The organism is Nicoliella sp. ESL1149 (assembly GCF_058107265.1).
Genome location: NZ_JBYLUE010000002.1, coordinates 769,224 through 789,917, shown reverse-complemented (window position 1 = coordinate 789,917; position 20,694 = coordinate 769,224). Strand labels below are relative to the sequence as shown.

At 34.4% G+C, this 20,694-nt stretch carries 20 protein-coding genes; 10 read left to right on the top strand and 10 right to left on the bottom strand.

Annotated elements, in window-relative coordinates; genetic code table 11:
* The first annotated feature begins 170 nt into the window (after positions 1 to 170).
* Positions 171 to 893 carry a potassium channel family protein gene (locus tag AC3B6G_RS03825; protein ID WP_489849096.1) on the top strand — a complete coding sequence of 241 codons (723 nt, stop codon included), beginning with the start codon at positions 171 to 173 and terminating at the stop codon, positions 891 to 893.
* Here the strand turns inward: AC3B6G_RS03825 and AC3B6G_RS03820 are convergent, their stop codons facing one another.
* On the bottom strand, positions 894 to 1,886 hold the full coding sequence (locus tag AC3B6G_RS03820) for an NAD(P)/FAD-dependent oxidoreductase (protein WP_489849095.1): 993 nt from the start codon (positions 1,884 to 1,886) through the stop codon (positions 894 to 896).
* 101 nt (positions 1,887 to 1,987) lie between these two features.
* On the opposite strand from AC3B6G_RS03820, the gene AC3B6G_RS03815 reads away from it, so the two are divergent.
* Positions 1,988 to 2,812 (top strand): alpha/beta hydrolase, encoded by an 825-nt coding sequence (locus AC3B6G_RS03815; protein WP_489849094.1) that lies wholly within the window; start codon positions 1,988 to 1,990, stop codon positions 2,810 to 2,812.
* Positions 2,813 to 2,928: 116 nt separating this feature from the next.
* Here AC3B6G_RS03815 and AC3B6G_RS03810 read toward each other — a convergent pair whose 3' ends face one another.
* Positions 2,929 to 3,216, bottom strand: a complete 288-nt coding sequence (locus AC3B6G_RS03810) for an Ltp family lipoprotein (RefSeq protein ID WP_489849093.1) — start codon at positions 3,214 to 3,216, stop codon at positions 2,929 to 2,931.
* 239 nt (positions 3,217 to 3,455) lie between these two features.
* Here AC3B6G_RS03810 and AC3B6G_RS03805 point away from each other — a divergent pair, with 239 nt between their 5' ends.
* Positions 3,456 to 4,415 carry a nucleoside hydrolase gene (locus AC3B6G_RS03805; RefSeq protein ID WP_489849092.1) on the top strand — a complete coding sequence of 320 codons (960 nt, stop codon included), beginning with the start codon at positions 3,456 to 3,458 and terminating at the stop codon, positions 4,413 to 4,415.
* A gap of 123 nt (positions 4,416 to 4,538) precedes the next feature.
* On the opposite strand, the gene spx is transcribed toward AC3B6G_RS03805, so the two are convergent.
* Positions 4,539 to 4,937, bottom strand: a complete 399-nt coding sequence (gene spx, locus AC3B6G_RS03800) for a transcriptional regulator Spx (protein WP_489849091.1) — start codon at positions 4,935 to 4,937, stop codon at positions 4,539 to 4,541.
* Between the two features lie 256 nt (positions 4,938 to 5,193).
* On the opposite strand from spx, the gene AC3B6G_RS03795 reads away from it, so the two are divergent.
* A complete protein-coding gene (locus AC3B6G_RS03795) occupies positions 5,194 to 6,756 on the top strand; it encodes a bifunctional metallophosphatase/5'-nucleotidase (RefSeq protein ID WP_489849090.1) in 1,563 nt (520 codons plus the stop codon).
* 39 nt (positions 6,757 to 6,795) lie between these two features.
* Here the strand turns inward: AC3B6G_RS03795 and rny are convergent, their stop codons facing one another.
* Positions 6,796 to 8,388: a ribonuclease Y gene (rny, locus tag AC3B6G_RS03790; RefSeq protein WP_489849089.1), complete on the bottom strand. Its 1,593-nt coding sequence runs from the start codon at positions 8,386 to 8,388 to the stop codon at positions 6,796 to 6,798.
* Between the two features lie 146 nt (positions 8,389 to 8,534).
* Between rny and AC3B6G_RS03785 the strand changes: the two genes are divergently transcribed.
* On the top strand, positions 8,535 to 8,978 hold the full coding sequence (locus AC3B6G_RS03785; protein WP_489849088.1) for a helix-turn-helix domain-containing protein: 444 nt from the start codon (positions 8,535 to 8,537) through the stop codon (positions 8,976 to 8,978).
* On the top strand, positions 8,968 to 9,819 hold the full coding sequence (locus AC3B6G_RS03780) for a class I SAM-dependent methyltransferase (RefSeq protein ID WP_489849087.1): 852 nt from the start codon (positions 8,968 to 8,970) through the stop codon (positions 9,817 to 9,819). The genes AC3B6G_RS03785 and AC3B6G_RS03780 overlap by 11 nt, the downstream gene beginning before the upstream one ends.
* 2 nt (positions 9,820 to 9,821) lie before the next feature.
* Here AC3B6G_RS03780 and AC3B6G_RS03775 read toward each other — a convergent pair whose 3' ends face one another.
* The gene (locus tag AC3B6G_RS03775; protein WP_489849086.1) at positions 9,822 to 10,379 is read right to left on the bottom strand and encodes a hypothetical protein; all 558 of its coding nucleotides are present in this window, start codon (positions 10,377 to 10,379) and stop codon (positions 9,822 to 9,824) included.
* Between the two features lie 13 nt (positions 10,380 to 10,392).
* The gene (locus tag AC3B6G_RS03770) at positions 10,393 to 10,791 is read right to left on the bottom strand and encodes a hypothetical protein (protein ID WP_489849085.1); all 399 of its coding nucleotides are present in this window, start codon (positions 10,789 to 10,791) and stop codon (positions 10,393 to 10,395) included.
* A 97-nt stretch (positions 10,792 to 10,888) separates the two neighbouring features.
* On the opposite strand from AC3B6G_RS03770, the gene AC3B6G_RS03765 reads away from it, so the two are divergent.
* On the top strand, positions 10,889 to 11,758 hold the full coding sequence (locus tag AC3B6G_RS03765; protein ID WP_489849084.1) for an RluA family pseudouridine synthase: 870 nt from the start codon (positions 10,889 to 10,891) through the stop codon (positions 11,756 to 11,758).
* A gap of 65 nt (positions 11,759 to 11,823) precedes the next feature.
* Here the strand turns inward: AC3B6G_RS03765 and AC3B6G_RS03760 are convergent, their stop codons facing one another.
* Entirely contained in the window at positions 11,824 to 14,220 is a 2,397-nt protein-coding gene (locus AC3B6G_RS03760) for a phosphoketolase family protein (RefSeq protein WP_489849083.1), read from the bottom strand.
* 243 nt (positions 14,221 to 14,463) lie between these two features.
* A complete protein-coding gene (locus tag AC3B6G_RS03755) occupies positions 14,464 to 15,183 on the bottom strand; it encodes a GntR family transcriptional regulator (RefSeq protein WP_489849082.1) in 720 nt (239 codons plus the stop codon).
* 91 nt (positions 15,184 to 15,274) lie between these two features.
* On the opposite strand from AC3B6G_RS03755, the gene ybaK reads away from it, so the two are divergent.
* Both ybaK and AC3B6G_RS03745 read left to right on the top strand, forming a co-directional pair.
* Complete coding sequence (gene ybaK, locus AC3B6G_RS03750) at positions 15,275 to 15,784, top strand: Cys-tRNA(Pro) deacylase (protein ID WP_489849081.1); 510 nt, start codon at positions 15,275 to 15,277, stop codon at positions 15,782 to 15,784.
* A gap of 2 nt (positions 15,785 to 15,786) precedes the next feature.
* Entirely contained in the window at positions 15,787 to 16,536 is a 750-nt protein-coding gene (locus AC3B6G_RS03745; RefSeq protein ID WP_489849080.1) for a hypothetical protein, read from the top strand.
* On the opposite strand, the gene AC3B6G_RS03740 is transcribed toward AC3B6G_RS03745, so the two are convergent.
* On the bottom strand, positions 16,533 to 17,177 hold the full coding sequence (locus AC3B6G_RS03740) for an HD domain-containing protein (protein ID WP_489849079.1): 645 nt from the start codon (positions 17,175 to 17,177) through the stop codon (positions 16,533 to 16,535). The genes AC3B6G_RS03745 and AC3B6G_RS03740 overlap by 4 nt on opposite strands.
* 32 nt (positions 17,178 to 17,209) lie before the next feature.
* Positions 17,210 to 19,579 carry an HAD-IC family P-type ATPase gene (locus AC3B6G_RS03735; RefSeq protein WP_489849078.1) on the bottom strand — a complete coding sequence of 790 codons (2,370 nt, stop codon included), beginning with the start codon at positions 19,577 to 19,579 and terminating at the stop codon, positions 17,210 to 17,212.
* A 108-nt stretch (positions 19,580 to 19,687) separates the two neighbouring features.
* Here AC3B6G_RS03735 and AC3B6G_RS03730 point away from each other — a divergent pair, with 108 nt between their 5' ends.
* Complete coding sequence (locus tag AC3B6G_RS03730; RefSeq protein ID WP_489849077.1) at positions 19,688 to 20,536, top strand: aldo/keto reductase; 849 nt, start codon at positions 19,688 to 19,690, stop codon at positions 20,534 to 20,536.
* Positions 20,537 to 20,694 lie beyond the last annotated feature (158 nt).

The window sequence follows — 20,694 nt, the reverse complement described above, 5'->3', positions numbered from 1 at the left end:
TATTTACGTTGATATCATCAATTTAAACATCATTATTGGTTCTAACACCTATCCTTTTAATTGGGAAACTTGCTTTTAACGAGATAACCGTTATAATTTTGGTATCAATTATAAATCAGGTGAAAACAGTGCAGTTTAAAAACCCAATAATAGAACTCGGATATAACATCATGATTGCTGGAATTGCAATTATTACCATGCTTTTAGTGGCTTTAGATGCTTTTCACGTCATTTTCTTATATCAGGGTGGTATTTATATCTTTTTTCAAATTATTACAGTTATCTATGCTGCTAACTGCATTGCGGGCTTCTTTGTTGCTAAGAACAAAAAACAATATGCTTTAAATAGTGTTTTAGACCTTATTTCATTAGTTCCAGGCCATCCCATCTTCATTTTCTTTCGAATCATGCGTGTAATTATAATTATTCGATATTACCATCTCTTTTGGCATTTGGGTTGGGATGGTAAATGGACAAAAAAGCTTCATCAATTCGTTTACGATACTGGATTCATTTATCTATTTTCAATTAGTATTTTGATTCTAATAACGGCCGCTCTGTTATTCGGCTACTTCGAACATCATTCTTTAAAAGTATCATTATGGTGGGCGATTACAACTGCCACAACTGTTGGATATGGTGATTTTGCTCCTCAGACTACTGGCGGACGGATCGACGCTGCTGTCCTAATGGTCGGTGGAATTGGTTTTATTGGTTTATTAACTTCAACCATCACGGATTTCTTTACCAAAAGCAATGCTGCTGATAAAGATGATAAAATTGATCAATTGACCAAAGATGTTGAAATGTTAACGAGAGAGGTCCGTAGTTTACGAACCACTATGAACAACCAAAAAAAGCGTTCTCCTAAAAAGAAGCGCGCCAAAAAATAATTATTTATTAAGGGAAGTGCTATGAACAGCTTCCCCTTTTCTATCTGGATATAACGTTTTAATAATATGATTAATTGCTAATGGAACTTCACCAAAACCAGTAGCAATCAACGTATCTTTACCTTCATAGGTCGCTACATCCCCAACAGCGTAAATACCTTGGACGTTGGTCTCCATCATCCGGTTTACTTGAAGCATTCGATGGTCTTCAACAAAATCAGGTGTCCACTTTTTCATCGCCCGATTATTGGATTTAAATCCGAAATTAACTAAAACCTTATCAACTGGAATCTTTTCAATTGATTCATCGTCAGTATTCTTAACATTTGCAACCAATTGAGCACCATCATGTTCAAGAGACTTAATTAAATGCGGGGTTCTCATATCAACGGTTGATTGATTTAATCTTTCAACCATTTTTTCTAAGCCGCGAAAAGCATTTCGGCGATGAACTAAAATAACCCGCTTAGCAACGTTCTCTAACAATAGAGCATTATCTATTGCCGAATTACCACCACCTGCTATCATCACCGTTTTACCCTTAAAATCAGCAAGACTTTGAACGTTATAAACAACTTCTTGTTTTGCTTCAAAATCACTAACGTCTGGAATCATTAACCGACGCGGTTCGAATGCCCCCGCTCCTGTTGCTAAAATTACTGTTTTCGTTTTCGTTGCTGTTTCACCAGTTTTAACTAGATAATGATCGTCTTCGCGAACTATATCTGTAACTGGGGTTCCTAATTGAACATCATAATCCATTGTCTTCATTTGCGATTTTAACGCCGTAACTAAATCAGTCCCTTTGATATTAGGATATCCAGCAACATCTAAAATCGTTTTTTCCGGATAAATAGCATTAATTTGACCACCAACTTCAGCTAAACTATCGATCAACTTAACTTTAGCTTTGCGCAATCCAGCATAAAATGTTGCAAACATCCCTACTGGACCACCACCAATAATTGTAATATCGTAAAGATTATCTTTCATTTTAAAATACCACTTTTCTTTTAGATTAATTTATAATATCATTTTGTATATGTAAGTTCATTATATGCAATCCAACAAATGTAAGCAAAGGAAGTTTCCTTATGAAGAAGTCCCCTAAAACACCCAAAGCAAAGAAACATTTTGGTGCCATCATTGTCATTTTAGTCGAAATTTTTGCCTTAGTAATGATGATTCAATGGCAATTTCGTGGTAATTCACTTAATCAAATCCACGTTCAAAAAACTAGAACTGCAACTATTTTCATTCCTGGATTTGGTGGAAATGCAGTTTCAACTGATGACTTTATTACCCAATTTAGTCAACATAAATTAGCAACAAGAACTTTAAAAATTGAAATTTCTAGAAAAGGAAAGGTTAAAACCTTAAGACAATATAAGCCGGTTGCTAATAATAACCCTTTGGTTCAATTAGTGTTCAAGGACAATACCCATCCTGAAAAAGAAAGCCATCAAATGGTCAACGTGATGAAATACTTAAAATCCAAATATCACATCAACCGTGTTAATATGCTAGGTCATTCATCTGGTGGAAACATTGCCTATGAATACATGGTTAAACATCCCCATCTTAAGGGCGTCCCTAGTGTTCATAAAATGGTAACGATTGGGGCTAACTATCCTCATCATGATAAGCTAGTTAAAAACCTACCAAAACAGCTATATATCCTAAACATTGCTGGTCGAATGACTCTTGGTCCTTGGAAACTTAACAGTGATGGAGAAGTTCCAATTGCTATCGTTAAACCAATGGATAAATTAGTTAAGGGCCACGTAAAGAGTTACCACTTCATGATTTATAGTGGTAATCCACTAAATGCTGAACATTCCATGTTACATCAAAATCCAGACCTAGATCGTTACATTGGCCGGTTCCTATTCAACGAAACTAATACGAACGGACTATAAACGAAAAGCAAACTAGTAAATTTACTAGTTTGCTTTTTTCGTAGCAATCATTTTATAAAGCGTACCCTATTGTGTTATAAAATTATGTACAGATTATAAAAAATGAAATACTATTTTTAAAATTTTTCAACTGCATAGGAAACCTCGGCTTCAGTGAAACCCTCACCTATCAATTGATTAAATAACATCGTCCCCGATATTCTTAAACCATTGTGATACTCCAATGCAATCTTCATGACATTGGCCAACCACATCTTCTCATCGAAAAAATTAATTGCATACTCAATTGCGTCATTTGAAAAACAATCATACTCCAAATGCGTATATAGACTGCGTTTAGATGGATAATCCTTTTCCATATAACTCTTGGCAGTATACAATGCATCGCGGGCTTCTTGTTCCATTGGCATTCCCCCATCCATATGGTAAAAAACATAACATTATCAATAGGTCAATTATAGCATGGTTATCTATTTACCTTATTTAGTTTGTCTTACAAATTGAAAACAATTTATTTACATGAATTATAAGTTAAAATAACTATAAATTGTTCGTGATTAAAGATTAAAAATTGATATTAAACCCTATTTAATTTAAAATAAACATAATTTAAGAATTTTAATTTAATTGGAGGAACCTTTCGATGGCGAACAAAAAGTTAATTTTGGATTTAGATACTGGAATCGATGATGCAATGGCGATTGCCTATGCCCTAGCTGCCCCAAATGTGGATTTAATTGGAATCGTTAGTTCATATGGTAATATCTACGTTAAAGATGCTGCTCAAAACTCTCTTAAAATTTTGGAATTATTAGGTCATACTGATATTCCAGTTTACATTGGAGAAAGTCACTCATCTACTACTGACCACTTTGATCGGTTAGCAGTCAGTGCCCATATTCATGGTGATAATGGAATTGGGGAAGTTAAACTACCTGATCCTAAACGACAACCCGAAGAAATGTCTGGTGTCGATTTCTTTATTGAAACTGCTCATAAATACAAAGACCAGTTAACGATCGTTCCAACCGGTCCGTTAACTAACTTAGCTGCTGCTTTAAAAAAGGATCCAGAAATTGCGGATTTAATTGGAAACGTTACTCTAATGGGTGGTGCTTTAACAGTTCCTGGAAATGTAACGCCAGTTGCTGAAGCAAACATCCTTCAAGATCCAGAAGCCGCTAATGAAGTTTTCAATAATAAACTTCATGATACAATGGTAGGTTTGGATGTAACCTTAAGAACATTGTTAACGAAGAAAGAAACGCAACAATGGCGTGACTTAGGAACTGAAGCTGGAACTAAGTTCGCTGATATTGTCGATTATTATATTAAAATCTACGCTGAACTTTACCCCGATTTAGGTGGTTGTTCACTTCATGATCCTCTTGCTGTTGGAGTCGCTAATGATCCTTCACTAGTAACCACGTTGCCAATTGACATGAACGTTGATTGCAGCAAAGAATTCTATGGCCGAACGATTGGTGATTCTAACAAATTAGATGATAAACATCCCTCTGCGGAAGCATCGATCAACGTTGATGAAAAACGTTTCTTAACCGTATTCATGGAATACCTAACTAATCTATTCAAACAAAATTAATTTAACTAAAAAAGCCGTTAATCCTTATTAAGAATTAACGGCTTTTACTACATAGATTTAATTAAGAAAAGAAAAGATACTAATAAATAGTATCTTTCCCATATTACAATGTATTACGTGAGTCTAAGCTTCTAATTGAGCTTCTAGCTTACGTAGTTCAGCTTCACGAACAGAACGAGGAAGGAATCTTCTGATTTCTTCTTCATTATATCCGACTTCTAGACGTTTGTCGTCGAAGATGATTGGGCGGCGAATCAAATCTGGGTATTTTACAACTAACTTAATTAGTTGTGAAATAGACAAATCATCAAGGTTCAAGTTCAACTTTTTGAAGATATTAGATCTAGTAGAGATAATGTCTTCACTACCGTTTTCAGTTAAACGAAGAATTTGCTTAACTTCATCAGCATTAAGTGGGTTAGAATTAATATTTCTTTCTTTAAAAGCAATATTATGTTCTTTTAACCAAGCTCTAGCCTTACGACTTGATGCGCTACTTGGAGCAACATATAGATTTAACATATTCATCCACTCCTTATCGTGTATTATAATCACGACGAATCAGCATGAACCAATCCTCTCGTAATCATTTCTCATATTATCATAGAAAAATGAATAGTCAACACCCTTTGGAGTAAAATTTGACCTACCTTAACCAATAATTAATAAACAAGTCAAATCATTTGATTTTGAATTGAATTTTGTATACGTCGGATTTACAATTTCTTAAAATAAGCTTATAATTTGTGTACAATTATAAAAGAAAGCAGGGTCCTTTATGAAAATTACCATTTTGTCGACAAGTGACATTCATGGATTCATTACACCCACTAATTATGTTAGTGATAACGAAAACATGCCATTCGGCTTGGTTAGGGCCGCAACCTGTTTGCGTCAGCAACAAGCTGCTAATCCCAATCAAATTACGATCGATGATGGTGACTATTTAGAAGGATCTCCATTAGCATATTATATTGCTAAGGTAAAAGATCAACCCAGTCCTAGTCAAATTGATGATTGTTTTAACCTCATCAATTATGATTTTGGGGTACTAGGTAACCATGAGTTTAATTATGGAATGCATTACCTAAAAAACTCAATTAAAGAGGTTAACCGGCAAATTCTTTGTGCTAATATTGTTGACCAAGACGGCAATTACCCACTTGGTAAGCCATATCAAATCAGAGAAATTAATGGTGTTAAAGTGGGCGTGATTGGCATGACAACTCAAGGTGCAACAAAGTGGGAACATTCTGCCAACATTAGCGGTCTAAAGTTCATGTCCGTGGTAGAAGCTGCTAAAAAAATCGTCCCAGAGGTTCGCCAAAAAGCTGATGTTGTTGTCATTGCTTATCATGGTGGCTTTGAGAGAAACAGTAAGGGTGAACCTACTGAAGAAATCATCGGCAAACATGGTAGTGAGAACGAAAGTTATCAATTATTAAAAGAGGTTAAGGGCATTGATGCTTTAGTTACTGGCCATCAACACCGTAAGATTGCGGAAAAACTATTTGGCGTTCCAATTACTCAACCCGGGCATCGAGGAGCATTCGTTGGTAAGATCGACTTAAATGTTGAACAACAAAATGGTAAATGGACTGTAGTTGATAGTCAATCTGAACTTATTAAAACCGCTGATTATCAGCCAGATGCTAAAATCACTGAACGAATCACTCCATTAGCTAATGAAGTAGACAAATGGCTCAATAAACCACTTGCTAAAATTAATGGTTCATTATCATTTGATGACGTTTTTGATGCAAGAATGAATAAAACGGCTTTTATTGAGTTCATTCAAAAGGTTCAAATGGAAACCATGGGGGTTGATATTTCAGCAACAGCTTTGTTCAATAACGAGGCTCATGGTTTTGGAAATCCAATTACGATGCGAAACATCATGACTAATTATGTTTATCCTAATAAACTAGCAGTTTTAGAAATCACTGGTGCCGATTTAAAAGCAGCTATGGAAATTAGTGCTAATTATTTCGATGTTAAAGATGGTAAAATCGTCGTTAATCATGCTTATGTTTATCCTAAACCCCGTCAGTACAATTACGATATGTACGAAGGCGTTGATTACGTTATTAAGGTCAGTAATCCAGTTGGTCAACGTATCATTAAGTTAGAATATCATGGTAAACCAGTTCAACCAGATCAAAAATTAAAAATTGTGTTGAATCAATATCGAGCCGTTGGTGGTGGTCACTTTCCAATGTATGATGCCTCTAAAACGATTGCGAAGAACTCAATCACAATGAGTGAATTAATTGCAAACTACCTAAAAAAACATCCTGTCATTGATGCTAAAAATAATCATAATTTCAAAGTAATCTTATAAAAAAATCCCAAGTTAATTGAATTAACTTGGGATTTTATTTTAACCAGCTCGTAATCTCTTTTTATGATGAGGATTATAGCCAACGTATTGAATTGCACTTAATTTTCTAATCAAAGTAACCTTAATTTTTCCAGGATAAGATAATTGATCTTCAATTTCATTTCGAACCTTTGTAGCGAGTTTATTAATTTGTTCATCATCGACCGCTTTAGGATTAACAATGATTCGAATTTCGCGCCCAGCTTGAATAGCATAGCTTTCTTTAACTCCTGGTTGTTCATTTGCGATTTTTTCTAATGATTTCAAACGATTAACGTATTCTTCAACTGATTCACTTCTAGCTCCTGGACGAGCTCCAGAAAGACCATCAGAAGCGGCAACCAAAACAGCAATTAAACTTTCTTTCTCTACATCCCCGTGATGAGCAGCAATCGCATTAATAACAATTGGATCCTCTTTAAAGGCTTTAGTAAGTTTAACCCCTAATTCTACGTGGGTTCCCTCTACTTCATGGTCAATGGCTTTTCCAATATCATGTAGCATCCCTGCTCGTCTAGCCAATTGAGAATCAATATCTAACTCAGCAGCCATTGCTCCTGTCAATTGAGCAACTTCAATCGAGTGATAAAGAACATTTTGGCCATAACTAGTTCTAAATTTCAATTTTCCAATGATTCTCATTAAATCTGGGTCCATTGGTTTTAAATGAAGTAGTTTTACGACCCACTCACCAGTTTCATAAAGTTCACGATTGACTTCAATTTGAGCATTCTGAATTTGTTCTTCAATATTCTCAGACGTTAATTGTCTAGAAACAATTAGATTATTCAACGCTCTTCTAACAACTTCCCTGCGAATTGGATCATGCGTAACAATATGAAGTAATAATGGGTTATTTTGATCAAATATTAAATCAGTCCCGCTCAAAGTCTCAATTAAACGTAAATGATTTTCATCATGACCATTAATCCAATTTCTTAATTCAAAATCTGGAACTGTAATGTTACGTTCAATATGTAACCTTGGGACATCATCTGGTCCTCGTTGCAGACCATTAATGATTACATTCATTGCATCACGACTCGCATTTAATTGGTCAACCCCATCTTGATACTTTAATTCAACTTCTCGTTCCCACTTCAACTCATCACGAGTTTCGTCTAAAACAATTCGTTGAACTGTATCATCATCTAGGTTACTACTGTTCAAAAGGATTTCATGTCTTTGTTGGACGTATTCATAACATTGATTATGTTTTTGGCCTAATTCTAAACGATTGGCTTTAACCGTTTCTTCAAGTTCATTAACGCGTTGTTCGTCCATTCGAATGCGTTCAGCAAATTGATTTAAATATTCATTTCTTTGGTCTAATCGCTCAGTTCTAGTACGATGCTCCAAAACTTGAGTATCCAATTCTTCATTAGTTGTTTTTTGATAGTCATCCGCATCAAGTCGATGTTGACGCATAACAGCTTCTTCATCTTTTTTAATTTTAGATTTTGCATTTGCTAAATATTCAGCAGCTTGTTGTTTTGAATCAGCTAGTTTCATCTTCACTTGATTATGATTTAATACAATTCCACCAGCCATACTAATGATCAGGGCAACAATTACGATTAAAATCCCAGTCATTTTATTCCTCCTTTCTTTAATTTTATTAATATTTATTATTTAATTTTAGTCATACAATATTATTATAACGAAATTTTTCAAAAAGGTCGATTCCAACCATTCAATTTTAATTTTGCGCTATAATATGTAGTTAAGGAGTGATTTTTATGATATCTACTTTAGCTCAACGCTTAAAAACATTACGTATTGGTCGTAATTTAACATTAAATCAACTTGCCCAAGCGTTAAATAAAGAAAACGACACTGATACCAAACCGAATACTGAAGCTCAAATTGGCCGCTGGGAACGTGGGAATCGCTCGCCTGCCTACCCAGAATTAATCAAATTAGCGAAATACTTTGACGTTAGCATTGATTATTTAGTTGGTCGTAATGATTACAACGATGAAGACATTGGTGAATCATTCGTTGGTAATAAACGACTTTTTTTCAATGGTCAAGAACTATCTCCTAATGATCGAAATGAAATTTATCAATTAATCAGCGGTTACGTCCATGCTAAAAAATTAAGCGAAAAAGATAAGGAACAACAACAATCAAAAATTGAACAATTCGATCTCCTTGATGATGGTGGTATCGATGGTAAATAAAAATAAATTACTAAAAAAATTTAAAAAACATCATCATGTAACAAAAAAGCTTAGTTATATCGAGGCTCTAAAAAAAGACTACGATCTTTTTAAGGGCTTTCCTAATATTCGAATTTTAATCAATAACGTAATTGAAAGCAATCGCCTCTTAGAAAGAGGCCAGTTACCCCAAGATTTACCACAACTAATATTACCAGATGATATTCAAAATCAAATTTTTAACAAGATCAATCAAGAATATCCCCAAGGAAATCCTAAAGGTGATCAAATTTGGAATCAATTATGCGATGAACTTCCTAAATTAGATGAGAGATTACGTTCTTTTCGTGATTTTATAGAAAAGGAATATGGAATGTGGGCTTATATTTCAGCTCCATTTACCAAAGACATTGCTGATTTTATTGGAAATCGCAAAACACTTGAAGTAATGTGCGGTAATGGATACATTTCCAAAGGTCTTCGAGAAAACAATGTTGATGTCATTGCCACTGATAGCCTTGCTTGGACAAAAGAAAATGGTAATGAAACTGGTAAACATCTTGTAACTAAGGTCGAACCACTGGATGCAATCGATGCTTTTCACAAGTATGAAAACGATGTCGATGTTGTAATTATGTGCTGGTCTCCTGATGGTATCGATATCGACTGGCAATTATTACAAGCCATTCGAGCTTCTCATCACGATGTTGATTTTATCGTCATTGGTGAAAAAGATGGGGCAACCGATTCCAAAGAATTCTGGCAAAATGCCAAATTAATTGAAAATGAAACAACAAAAAGATTAAATCGGCATCATCAACCATTCGATTTAATTCATGATCATTTATATTTGGTTAAATAGCTTTATTTTTTCTTAGATGCGGACTTTTTAGTAGTCCGTTTTTTTGTCGTCTTCTTGACTGGCTTTTTCTTAGCCTCTTTAGCTGCTTCCTTGGCTGCTTTTTCAGCATTAGCTTTATTTTCCCTCATTTCAGCTAAATGTTCAGTAATCCAATCAGCAAACGTTTGAACGTATTTATCAGAATTAGCAGCAATATCATCAGCACTAGCTAATTCATCAATTCTTAATTTCGAGCGATTAACATCAGGTCCTTCAATGATCATATAGACGTTGATTGGATAATCCTGTTCATCATTAACTATCTTTTGAATTGTTTTAGCATAACGAAGTGGTAAATTAATAATACTCGTTTCAACATTAATCACTACATCGCTTTGTTTTAAAGTTAATTGAGCCTGCACTAAATGACCAGTATTGATTTCTTCTGCAGTCATTTCTAATAATTCTTGTGCTACTTTACTGGCATCTTTAGTTAAAGTCGTCATTGTCGTAGTGGTAGTTTTAGAAATAACCTTTTCTTCAGCGATTTGTTCTAAAAAAGTACTTGAATTAATATCCATTATAATTTCATCCTTACTTATTTTGAGTATAATGTCGTTTCATTTGGGCTTTTAAGTGCTTGAATAACCAACGATACCAAACAATATCAATCCCGATTCCCATTAAAGCAACTATCCCAATTAAAATTCTTAAAATAATTGGCAGATTATGGTTAACAGTAACGAACATCGTTAAAATAAAGCTTAAAGTATATACTGCCATGATGCACCCTAAAAAATGATAGGCAATTTTAACACCCCAATGTGCTAAAATAATTGGGACTACATATAGTGCAATCGCAATAATACTTGATCTAAATATACTATTTACTGTTTCTTGATCAGCGTTACTCCACATTAATAAATTTAAGATAATAAACATCGCTAAAGATAAAAATGCACCGTAATCAAGCTTGTTTAATTTGTTTTTCATGTCTGTCTTCCGTTCTATTAAAATCAATATTCAATATTAGAATGACATACTTTTTTAAATCTCTCAATAGTTAATCATAAATTTTAGGAGGTAAATTATGGAATGGACCTATCAAATCATTGCTAATCATGATTTTACGTTACGTGACTTTTTACATCAAGAATTATTACTTCCGAAACATCTTATTTATAACTTACGTAAAAATCAACGCGTAACCGTTAATAATGAATATCGACCAATGAATTTTCAAATTCATCAGAACGAACAAATTAGTTTAAAATTTTTACCTAGTGATTTTAAAAATCCGTTTCCTCACGTTTTACCTAATTATCATCATTCAATTGAAATCATATACCAGACCGATGACCTAATCATAGTAAATAAGCCCGCTAGACTAAAAACACATCCAAATCAACCTGATGAAGTAGAAAGCATGTTAAACGTTGTTGCTGGCTATTTAAAGCCTAAAAATGAAGATGTATATATCATTAATCGCCTTGATATGTTAACATCTGGTTTATTATTATTCGCTAAGAATCCAGCTGTTGTTCCTCCATTAACGGAATTGATCAAAACAAAACGAATTCAAAGAACCTATCTTGCTTGGGTAAGTGGGAAGTTACCTAATAATAAAGGAACAATTAATTTACCAATTGGTCGTGATGAAACTGACAAAAGAAAACGCATTGTAAATGGTAAGAACGCTCTTAATGCGGTCACGCATTATCAAGTCATCAAAAGTGAACCTCAAAAGACATTAGTTAAAGTTCAATTAGAAACTGGAAGGACCCACCAAATTCGAGTCCATTTTGCAGCAATCAGCCATCCAATTATTGGTGACCCATTATATAACCATATGCCTTCCAAACATCGCTTACAATTGCATTCTTGGCAAATTAGGTTAATTCGACCATTCAGTTATGACCACTTAGTCATAACTGCTCCACTTCCAGCTGATTTTATGTAATAAAAAAGTTCCGAACATAAAGTTCGGAACTTTTTTAGTTTTAAATTCAATCTTTACAGATTAAATTATTTTAATGGTTTGAACTTCCAGTCTTTAACTTCTGGTAAGTCAGTACCTTCAGTACGGATGTAGTGATTGTGTTTTTCAATCATGTCATTCATACGTTGGATGAAGTATTGACCCTTAGTAGCGTATTCTGGCATATCAGAAACAGCTTCTTTAGCCAAGTCGAAACGATCGAGTTGGTTAACAACACGCATGTCAAATGGAGTTGTGATATCACCGTTTTCACGGTAACCATGCATGTATAAGTTGTGGTTATGACGATCGAAGAAGTAACTCTTGATTAAGTCTTCGAAACCATGGTATGCGAATACAACTGGCTTGTCAGTAGTAAATAATTGATCAAATTCTTTATCACTGATACCACGAGGGTTGTACTTAGGTGATTGAAGCTTCATAATATCAACAACGTTGATGAAACGAATCTTCATTTCTGGGAATTCATCGTGTAATAATGAAATTGCAGCGATAGCTTCCCAAGTTGGTTCACTACCAGCAGCAGCGAAGACAACGTCAGGTTCTGCACCTTGGTCAGTTGATGCCCAATCGATGTAACCTAAACCATGTTTAGCTAAACGATCAGCTTCGTCAACAGTGAACCATTGTGGACGTGGGTGCTTGGAAGTAACCAAGTGGTTAATAACTTCTTCATCTTGGAATGCAATGTTACCAACAGCTAATAAAGTATTAGCATCAGCTGGTAAGTATTGACGGATGAATTCAGGTTTCTTTTCAGCTAAGTGAGTAAGCATACCTGGGTCTTGGTGAGTGTAACCATTGTGGTCTTGTTGGAAAGCACTTGAAGTATCAACAAAGTTAAGTGCTGGATACTTGTTTCTCCATGGTTGTTCAGCAGCTTTACGTAACCACTTGAAGTATTGAGTTAACATTGAGTCAACAACACGACCAAATGCTTCGTAAGTAGCGAAGAATCCATGACGACCAGTTAAAGTATAACCTTCTAACCAACCTTCAGCTTGGTGTTCAGATAATTGAGAATCAATCATTTGACCATGGTGAGCCATGTGGTCATCATTTGGAGTCATGATTTCTTCCATCCATTGACGGTTAGTCTTGTCGAACACACCGTAAAGACGGTTGGACATTGATTCATCAGGACCGAAAGTACGGAAGTTCTTAGGGTTCATAGTAACAACGTCACCTAACCACTTGGACCAAATAATCATATCTTGACCAGTGATATCACCATGTTCATTATCTTTAACATCAACAGCGTAATCACGCCAGTCTGGTAACTTCAATGGTTCAGGCTTGATACCACCATTAGTGATAGGGTTCATAGCCATACGTTGGTCACCCTTAGGTGCCATGTCGCGAACTTCTTCTTTAATAGTACCATCTTCGTTTAAGAAGTCTGATGGCTTGTATGATTCCATCCAGTTAACTAATAAGTCTGAATGAGTCATATCTTCTGAAGAAATAGGTAGTGGAATTTGGTGAGCACGGAAGGAGTTTTCGATAGGGTTACCATCAAGATCCTTCTTAGGACCAGTCCAGCCCTTAGGAGTTCTAAGAACAATTAATGGCCATACAGGTTCCTTAGCAGTGTCAGGAGTTTCAGTATCGCGGGCCTTCTTTTGAATGTCCTTGATGTCTGTAATAACTTCGTCCATAGTCTTAGCCATCTTTTCATGGTAAGTCATATGGTCATCAAAGTTGTCACCATTTTCAACAAAGTAAGGCTTCCAGCCCATACCCTTGAAGTAATCAGTGATTTCTTGGTCTGACATACGAGCCATGATAGTTGGGTTAGAAATCTTGAAACCATTTAAGTTAATGATAGGTAAAACAGCACCATCAGTAACAGGGTTAATGAACTTGTCAGAGAACCATGATGCAGCTAATGGACCTGTTTCTAATTCACCATCACCAATTTCTACTGCTGCGATAACATCAGGGTTATCTAAAATAGCACCAGTACCATGTGATAATGAGTAACCTAATTCTCCACCTTCATGAATTGAACCTGGAGTTTCAGGAGCAGCATGTGAAGCAACTCCACCTGGGAATGAGAATTGCTTGAATAATTTTTGAAGACCCTTTTCATCTTGAGAAATGTTAGGGTAGATTTCAGAGTAACTACCATCAAGATATGAGTTAGAAACCATAACTTGACCACCGTGACCGGAACCTTCGATGTAGAACATGTTTAAATCGTACTTCTTAATAGCACGGTTTAAATGTGCATAAATAAAGTTTTGGGAAACAATAGTACCCCAGTGTCCAATTGGGTGAACCTTAACATCGGTTGCCTTAAGTGGACGGTTTAATAATGGATTATCGCGTAAATATAATTGACCTACTGATAAATAGTTAGCAGCACGCCAGAACTTATCTACTTCTTCCAAGTATTTCTTGGAATCAAAATCTTCTGCCATTAATTGACACTCCTTTTTAAGAAATCTAAATTCAAAATAATCAACAATTAATAACGATTATGAAATCGCTACCAATTCAATTTACAAACTATATGATAACGGATTTAAATGAAAAGTCAATCATTTTCTAAATTGATACGTTCCAATTTATGAAAACGCTTTATTTTTCATCCGATACAAGTGCTATTATCTACCCATTTAAAGGCATCGTCTACCTGATTTAACTAATTTTTAAATTAAAAATTAAATTTGAACAAAAGTATTATATTTTAAATATTTATAATGTAATCGCATATCAGAAACTTCAAATGGGGTTCCATTATCTAAGAAGAAAATTCCAGTCATTAAGCCCACTGGTTCATTCGGTTTTAATTGAAGAAGTTCTTGATCGATTTGATTAGATGGTTCTGCCATGATCGACATGAATGAACGAGTCACCTTTTGCCCCATTTCATCTTCCAAATAATTAAAAATCGAACTAGAAACGATTTTATCAGTTAATTCTGGAGCAATTGAAATTGGAATATAGCCAGTCTCAATCATAAATGGTTGTTCTCCAAAGGAACGAAGTCGTTTAATCTTATAAACAAAGTCACCTGGTTTTAAAAATAAATCCTGTTGAACATCCCTAGGAGCTGCAATGACTTTGAATTCTAACAATTTAATTGTGGGCGTTTTTCCCCCACTCTTCATACTATCAGTAATTCCTAAATTAGATCCATCATAATGAAAAATCGTTTGTGATTTTAGATACAGTGGATTAACAAAATTTCCGGCTCCCCGTTTTTTAAAAATAATCCCTTGATCAGCTAAAACTGTTAATGCCCGTTTGATCGAGCTTCGACTGACCTGGTAATACTCGCTAAGACTGCGTTCATCAGGAAGGCGCTTATTGGGAAATTCTTGTGCTTTAATTCGCGTTTTTAAATCTTTCATCACACGATTATAAACTAATTCTGCCATATTATTCCCTCATCAATCTTTCAAATCCTCGATATAAGATACAACCAATAGTATAACAGAATTATGATAGAATAATTACGAGGTGAACAATATGTCTAAGAAAAATAAAAACAAAATCAAAAAAACTTTGGTCGAAAAAATGCTCGATAAAGCTAAGATAAATTATAAACAACACGTTTTTCCAACCCATATGAAAAACGACGTTGCTCAAATGGACATTGACCATGACGATGTTGATGAACATCGGGTTTATAAAACATTGGTCCTAACTGGAAAAGAAACCGGTCCGGTTGTCGGGGTTGTTCCAATCGACATGCATTTAGACGAAAAGGCTCTGGCTAAATGTTCTGGAAATAAACGTGTTGATATGTTACCACTTAAAGAACTAGAAAAAACGACAGGTTATGAACACGGTGCTAATACCCCCATTGGGATTTGGGAAAAGTTAGAATTTCCCATTTATATTGATAAAACCGCTCAAAAACAGGGTGAGATTATTGTATCTTCTGGTCAAATTGGCCGTTCAGTAGAATTGAATGCTGAAGACTTAAAGAATCTTGTTAATGCTGAATTTGTAGATATTGCAACTGACAACAATTAATTATGCCAGATAATTATTTACCAATTTTCATTCATAATATTTTGTATATTATCGGCGAAGTCGGTGGCGGCTTCGCTCTTTTTGTTTTCTTGTTGAGGTTAATCAATCATAATAGTAAGAAGATACTAGCAAATCATGGTGGTACCTTTAGCCAAGTTCTATTTGGTGGAATTGGCATCATTATTCACGAATTCAGCCACTTAATAGTCGCTATTATCTTTGGTCATCATATCGATAAATTCCGCCTTATTAAACTTCCGCATCCTCCAACTGATATGACAATGGGATATGTTAATCACTCGTTCAATCCTAAAAGTATCTATCAAAAAGTAGGTAATTTTTTTATTGGAATTGCCCCAATTGGTGGGTGTAGTTTAGTGATCACTATGTTAACGAATTGGCTAACTCCCGGATTAACAAACACACTAACAATGATGTTAATGAAACATCAAATATTAAAAATGCCACCAATTAACTGGTGGCATGCATGTGTACTTATTTTCCTAATCACTAACATTAATATTGGTGGTTTTGATTTAAGTCGAGCTGATTTGGAAAACACCAAAAGTGGAGCTATCTTAACTATCACACTTTTAATCTTAATTATCGCTGGATTAAGTTGGTTAATGAATTATAACAGTCTATTTTTTAGAATTAACCATTTAGCTTTTCCAATTTTTTTAATTCTGCTGTTTTCTCTCTTTACTTCAATATTAACTAATTTAGGATTAAGAATCTTTTTTGATCATTAACCAGCTGTCCATTCATTTTTAAATTCTTCAAGAAAACGAAGCATCATTGCTTGACGTTCTTCAGCGATGTCTTTTGCTGCTACAGTGTTCATCTGATCCTTTAACTTAAGCAATTTTTCATAGAAATGATTTACAACCGTACTAGGTTGGTTACGATATTGATCATGATCCATTTGTTTACGAGGCTTGAGGTTTGGATCATACATTTTTTCACCAAAATGGCCACCATAATAAAAGGCCCTCGCAATTCCAATTGCTCCAATTGCATCGAGTCTATCAGCATCTTGAACGATTTGACCTGCTAATGATAACTGATAATGGTGCTTTAAATTTTTACTAAATGACATGTGATCAATGATATCAAAAATTGCATCAATTTGTTCAGCTGAATAGTGCCAGTCAAATAAATGTTGTTTGACGATCGTTCGTTGAGTTTCAACATTATCAACGACCTTTTCATCAATAACATCGTGCATATAAGCAGCTGTCATTGCAACTAAAGCATCAGCCTCAGGAATATCAACAATGATTCGTTGTGTTAAATTGGCAACCCTTTCAATATGATCAAAATTATGACCAGTATGATCAGCTTTTAATTGTTCTTTTACAAATGGTGCAACTTGATTGAACTGTGGTTCCATTTTTTGAATTCTCCTTGAATTAATTCAGCAAATTAAATTTTGCTGTTTTTCTTTTTAAATTTGATTTGAAACAAACGCATAACTTGAATCACAATTTTTTTAACTAATTTAAAAAATGGAAATGCCGAAACAACGATTAAGATGGCAATGATTAAAATCGGCATATGCCAAATTGAAGCCAATAAAAAGACTGGCCCGAAAGCAAAGAACAAAACTAAGAACCCTGCTCCAGTTAAATAAGTTACAATTCTTTTAAAACGATTCATGGGTTGATTAACCTCTAATAATGCTAACCAACAAATAATTCCAGTTGCTAGTACATTCAAAGTTGACGTATTAGCAAATTTAAGAATCATAAAATGCCCAATCAGTGTAATCATAATCACATAACTAACAATACATATTGCTGCAGGTAGTGCGATTCGTCTAATTTTTAATGAGAATTGATCAACCACCCGTTCAAAATTAGGTTCGAACGCTAAAATAAATGATGGAATTCCAATCATAAAAGTACTAATTGGCGTTAATTGAATTGGTTGAAATGGATAATCACGATGGGCAAAAATAAATAATAAACTTAGAAATAATGAATACATCGTCTTAATCAAGTATAACGATGAAACACTACTAATGTTATTAATAACCCTTCGGCCTTCTTTTAAGACTGGAATCATTGCATCAAAATCAGAATCAATTAATACAAAATTAGCTACACTTTGTGTACTATCATTTCCAGCGGCCATCGCAATTCCACAATCAGCTTGTTTCAAGGCCAAGAGATCATTAACTCCATCCCCAGTCATTGCAACAACGTGATTCAAGTCTTGATAAGCTTTCATTAAAGCTTCTTTTTGTTGCGGAGTTACTCGTCCAAACACGTGATAATTAAGAATCAACTTTTTATAATTTGGATTCTTTACCTTTGATAAGTCAATTAATTTATCAGCACCATCGATTTTAACCGTTTTAGCAATTTGACTAACGGTCCGTGGATCATCACCAGAAATCACATTGATCGTAATTCCTTGTTGTTTTAAATATGACAATGTTCGTTCAGCATTTGGCCGAATTTGATCTTTAATCAACACTAATCCTAATAGACTAACATTTTTAAGCGGTTGCTTTAATAGACCATCATTTTCAGCAATAGCCAAGACCCGATAACCTTGATCAGCATAATTATCAATCACTTGTTTTACTTTTGCATCGATTTGAGACATTACAAAAGTAGGTGCTCCCAAAATATAATTGTGATTATTTATGGTTACACCACTCCATTTTCTTTCAGATGAAAAACTCATTATTGGAGCATCTTTAACTGCTGCCCCCGGGAAGGCTTGTTTTAAAGCAATCGCTGTTGCATTATCATCACCGATTGTTGCAACCACTTTACCAATCATTGCTTTTAATTGTTCATCAGACCAAGAACTAGAATTAATTAACCGTTTTACAGATAATTTACCACTAGTTAACGTTCCAGTTTTATCCAAACACAAAGTATCAACCCGAGCAAGAGTTTCAATAGCAGGTAAATTTCGTACTAAAACTCGCTTTCGAGTTAATTTCATTGCTGAAACAGCCATCGTAACTGAAGACAAAAGAACTAATCCTTCTGGAATCATTCCAATCATTGCTGCAGTCGTTCCTAATACTGCCTTATTAACACTACTCCCATGTAAAACTCGCGAAGTAAATAAAACAATTCCTAATGGAATGATAATAAAAGTTAAGATCTTAATAATTCGATTTATGGCGTTCAGCATTGCTCCATTTCGGTCTTTAACTCCTTGAGCTTCTTGACTAATTCTGTTCACAAATGATTCATTACCGACTTTAGTAGCTAAAATGGTTGCATTCCCACTGATAATATTACTTCCTGAAGTGATATTATCACCATTTTTCTTGTGAATAGAAGTCATTTCTCCAGTAATCTGAGATTCATCAACTTCTAAATCATGAGTTGAAATTACTTCTCCATCAACTGGAACTTGATCTCCTAACCGCAAAGATAAAAGATCTCCCTGAACAATGTCTTCAATTTTAATTGGCGTTACTTTACCATTACGAACTACATGAGGCTGTCCTTGTGAAAGTAACGCTAATTGATCAATCTTTCTTTTAGAACGTAATTCTTGAAATGTCCCAATCACGGTATTCGCTACTGCAATTACCAAAAACAGCATATTTCGATAACTACCAGTTTCAAAAACAAAGAATGCTAAAACAATATTAATTAAGTTAAATAATGTAAATGTATTATTTTGGATAATCTTCCAAGCACTAGGTGTAATCCGATTCCTAGTCCGATTAATTAATCCAGCATTTCTTTGAAATAAAACTTGTTGGTCATCTAAACCGTTTTTTAAATCAACAATTCGTTGATTGATTTTCAATTTGTACACCTCATTTATAAAATCTTTATTTCATTTTATCATCGTGTAAAAAACTTGCTATCAATTAGTACATAATATTATCATATAAGTATCCTAAATAAAAAGAAGGTATGTCTAATGGTAAATTCCATCAAAGATACAATTGAATTACGCGATGGCAACAAAATACCTATGGAAGGATTTGGAACCTATAAACTTAACACTCAAGATGAAATGGATGCCGCAATAAAAGCCGCATATGAAGATGGTTATCGTTTATTTGATTCTGCTCAACTATATGAAAATGAAGATTTATTAGGTAACACTTTAAAAAAATTATCAATTCCAAGAGAAAAAGTATTTATCACTAGTAAGGTCCCTGAAACAAAGCAAGGTTATGATTCAACATTGAGAGCAATTGATGAGTCACTTGCAAAAATTCAAACGGATTATCTAGATTTATTCTTGATCCATTGGCCAATTCATTCTCAATTTTTTAATACCTGGCATGCTCTTGAAGATGCGAAAAAAGCTGGAAAAATTAAATCAATTGGTGTAAGTAACTATCATCAAACACATTTAGACTTACTTAAAACGCAAGCTCATGAAATGCCAGTTGTGAACCAAATAGAGAATCATCCATATCTTTCACAAGAACCAATGATCAATGTTGACAATGAACTAGGAATTCTAACTCAAGCATGGAGTCCACTAGGTCGGGGCAGTACTTTAAATGATCCAATTATTAAAAAAATTGCTGATGCCCATAGCAAACAACCTGCACAAATAATTTTACGGTGGCATCTTCAACGAGGAGTTGCGGTCATTCCAAAATCTAAGAATCCTGATCGAATTAAGGCTAATGCTAACATTTACGATTTTTCATTGAATGAAGAAGAAATGAAAATGATTAATGACCTTAACAAGAATAAGCGAAATGGTGACGATCCAGAATTAGTATATGAAATTGAACATCAATACCATTAAAAATAATTAACTTAATATGTAAAAAGAGCACCTTAATCAATTTGATTAAGGTGCTCTTTTTTGTTAAGTGACTCTATTTTATTTAGGATGTGTAATAAAATAAGGCACACTTAAACAAGCATTCAAAAGAATGTCGAAAAAAAGGATAATAAATTATA

Bases quoted from the DNA above. Each gene is read 5' to 3' on its own strand.
- AC3B6G_RS03825 (WP_489849096.1), top strand. From the start codon at position 171: ATGATTGCTGGAATTGCAATTATTACCATGCTTTTAGTGGCTTTAGAT.
- AC3B6G_RS03820 (WP_489849095.1), bottom strand. From the start codon at position 1,886: ATGAAAGATAATCTTTACGATATTACAATTATTGGTGGTGGTCCAGTA.
- AC3B6G_RS03815 (WP_489849094.1), top strand. From the start codon at position 1,988: ATGAAGAAGTCCCCTAAAACACCCAAAGCAAAGAAACATTTTGGTGCC.
- AC3B6G_RS03810 (WP_489849093.1), bottom strand. From the start codon at position 3,216: ATGGAACAAGAAGCCCGCGATGCATTGTATACTGCCAAGAGTTATATG.
- AC3B6G_RS03805 (WP_489849092.1), top strand. From the start codon at position 3,456: ATGGCGAACAAAAAGTTAATTTTGGATTTAGATACTGGAATCGATGAT.
- spx (WP_489849091.1), bottom strand. From the start codon at position 4,937: ATGTTAAATCTATATGTTGCTCCAAGTAGCGCATCAAGTCGTAAGGCT.
- AC3B6G_RS03795 (WP_489849090.1), top strand. From the start codon at position 5,194: ATGAAAATTACCATTTTGTCGACAAGTGACATTCATGGATTCATTACA.
- rny (WP_489849089.1), bottom strand. From the start codon at position 8,388: ATGACTGGGATTTTAATCGTAATTGTTGCCCTGATCATTAGTATGGCT.
- AC3B6G_RS03785 (WP_489849088.1), top strand. From the start codon at position 8,535: ATGATATCTACTTTAGCTCAACGCTTAAAAACATTACGTATTGGTCGT.
- AC3B6G_RS03780 (WP_489849087.1), top strand. From the start codon at position 8,968: ATGGTAAATAAAAATAAATTACTAAAAAAATTTAAAAAACATCATCAT.
- AC3B6G_RS03775 (WP_489849086.1), bottom strand. From the start codon at position 10,379: ATGGATATTAATTCAAGTACTTTTTTAGAACAAATCGCTGAAGAAAAG.
- AC3B6G_RS03770 (WP_489849085.1), bottom strand. From the start codon at position 10,791: ATGAAAAACAAATTAAACAAGCTTGATTACGGTGCATTTTTATCTTTA.
- AC3B6G_RS03765 (WP_489849084.1), top strand. From the start codon at position 10,889: ATGGAATGGACCTATCAAATCATTGCTAATCATGATTTTACGTTACGT.
- AC3B6G_RS03760 (WP_489849083.1), bottom strand. From the start codon at position 14,220: ATGGCAGAAGATTTTGATTCCAAGAAATACTTGGAAGAAGTAGATAAG.
- AC3B6G_RS03755 (WP_489849082.1), bottom strand. From the start codon at position 15,183: ATGGCAGAATTAGTTTATAATCGTGTGATGAAAGATTTAAAAACGCGA.
- ybaK (WP_489849081.1), top strand. From the start codon at position 15,275: ATGTCTAAGAAAAATAAAAACAAAATCAAAAAAACTTTGGTCGAAAAA.
- AC3B6G_RS03745 (WP_489849080.1), top strand. From the start codon at position 15,787: ATGCCAGATAATTATTTACCAATTTTCATTCATAATATTTTGTATATT.
- AC3B6G_RS03740 (WP_489849079.1), bottom strand. From the start codon at position 17,177: ATGGAACCACAGTTCAATCAAGTTGCACCATTTGTAAAAGAACAATTA.
- AC3B6G_RS03730 (WP_489849077.1), top strand. From the start codon at position 19,688: ATGGTAAATTCCATCAAAGATACAATTGAATTACGCGATGGCAACAAA.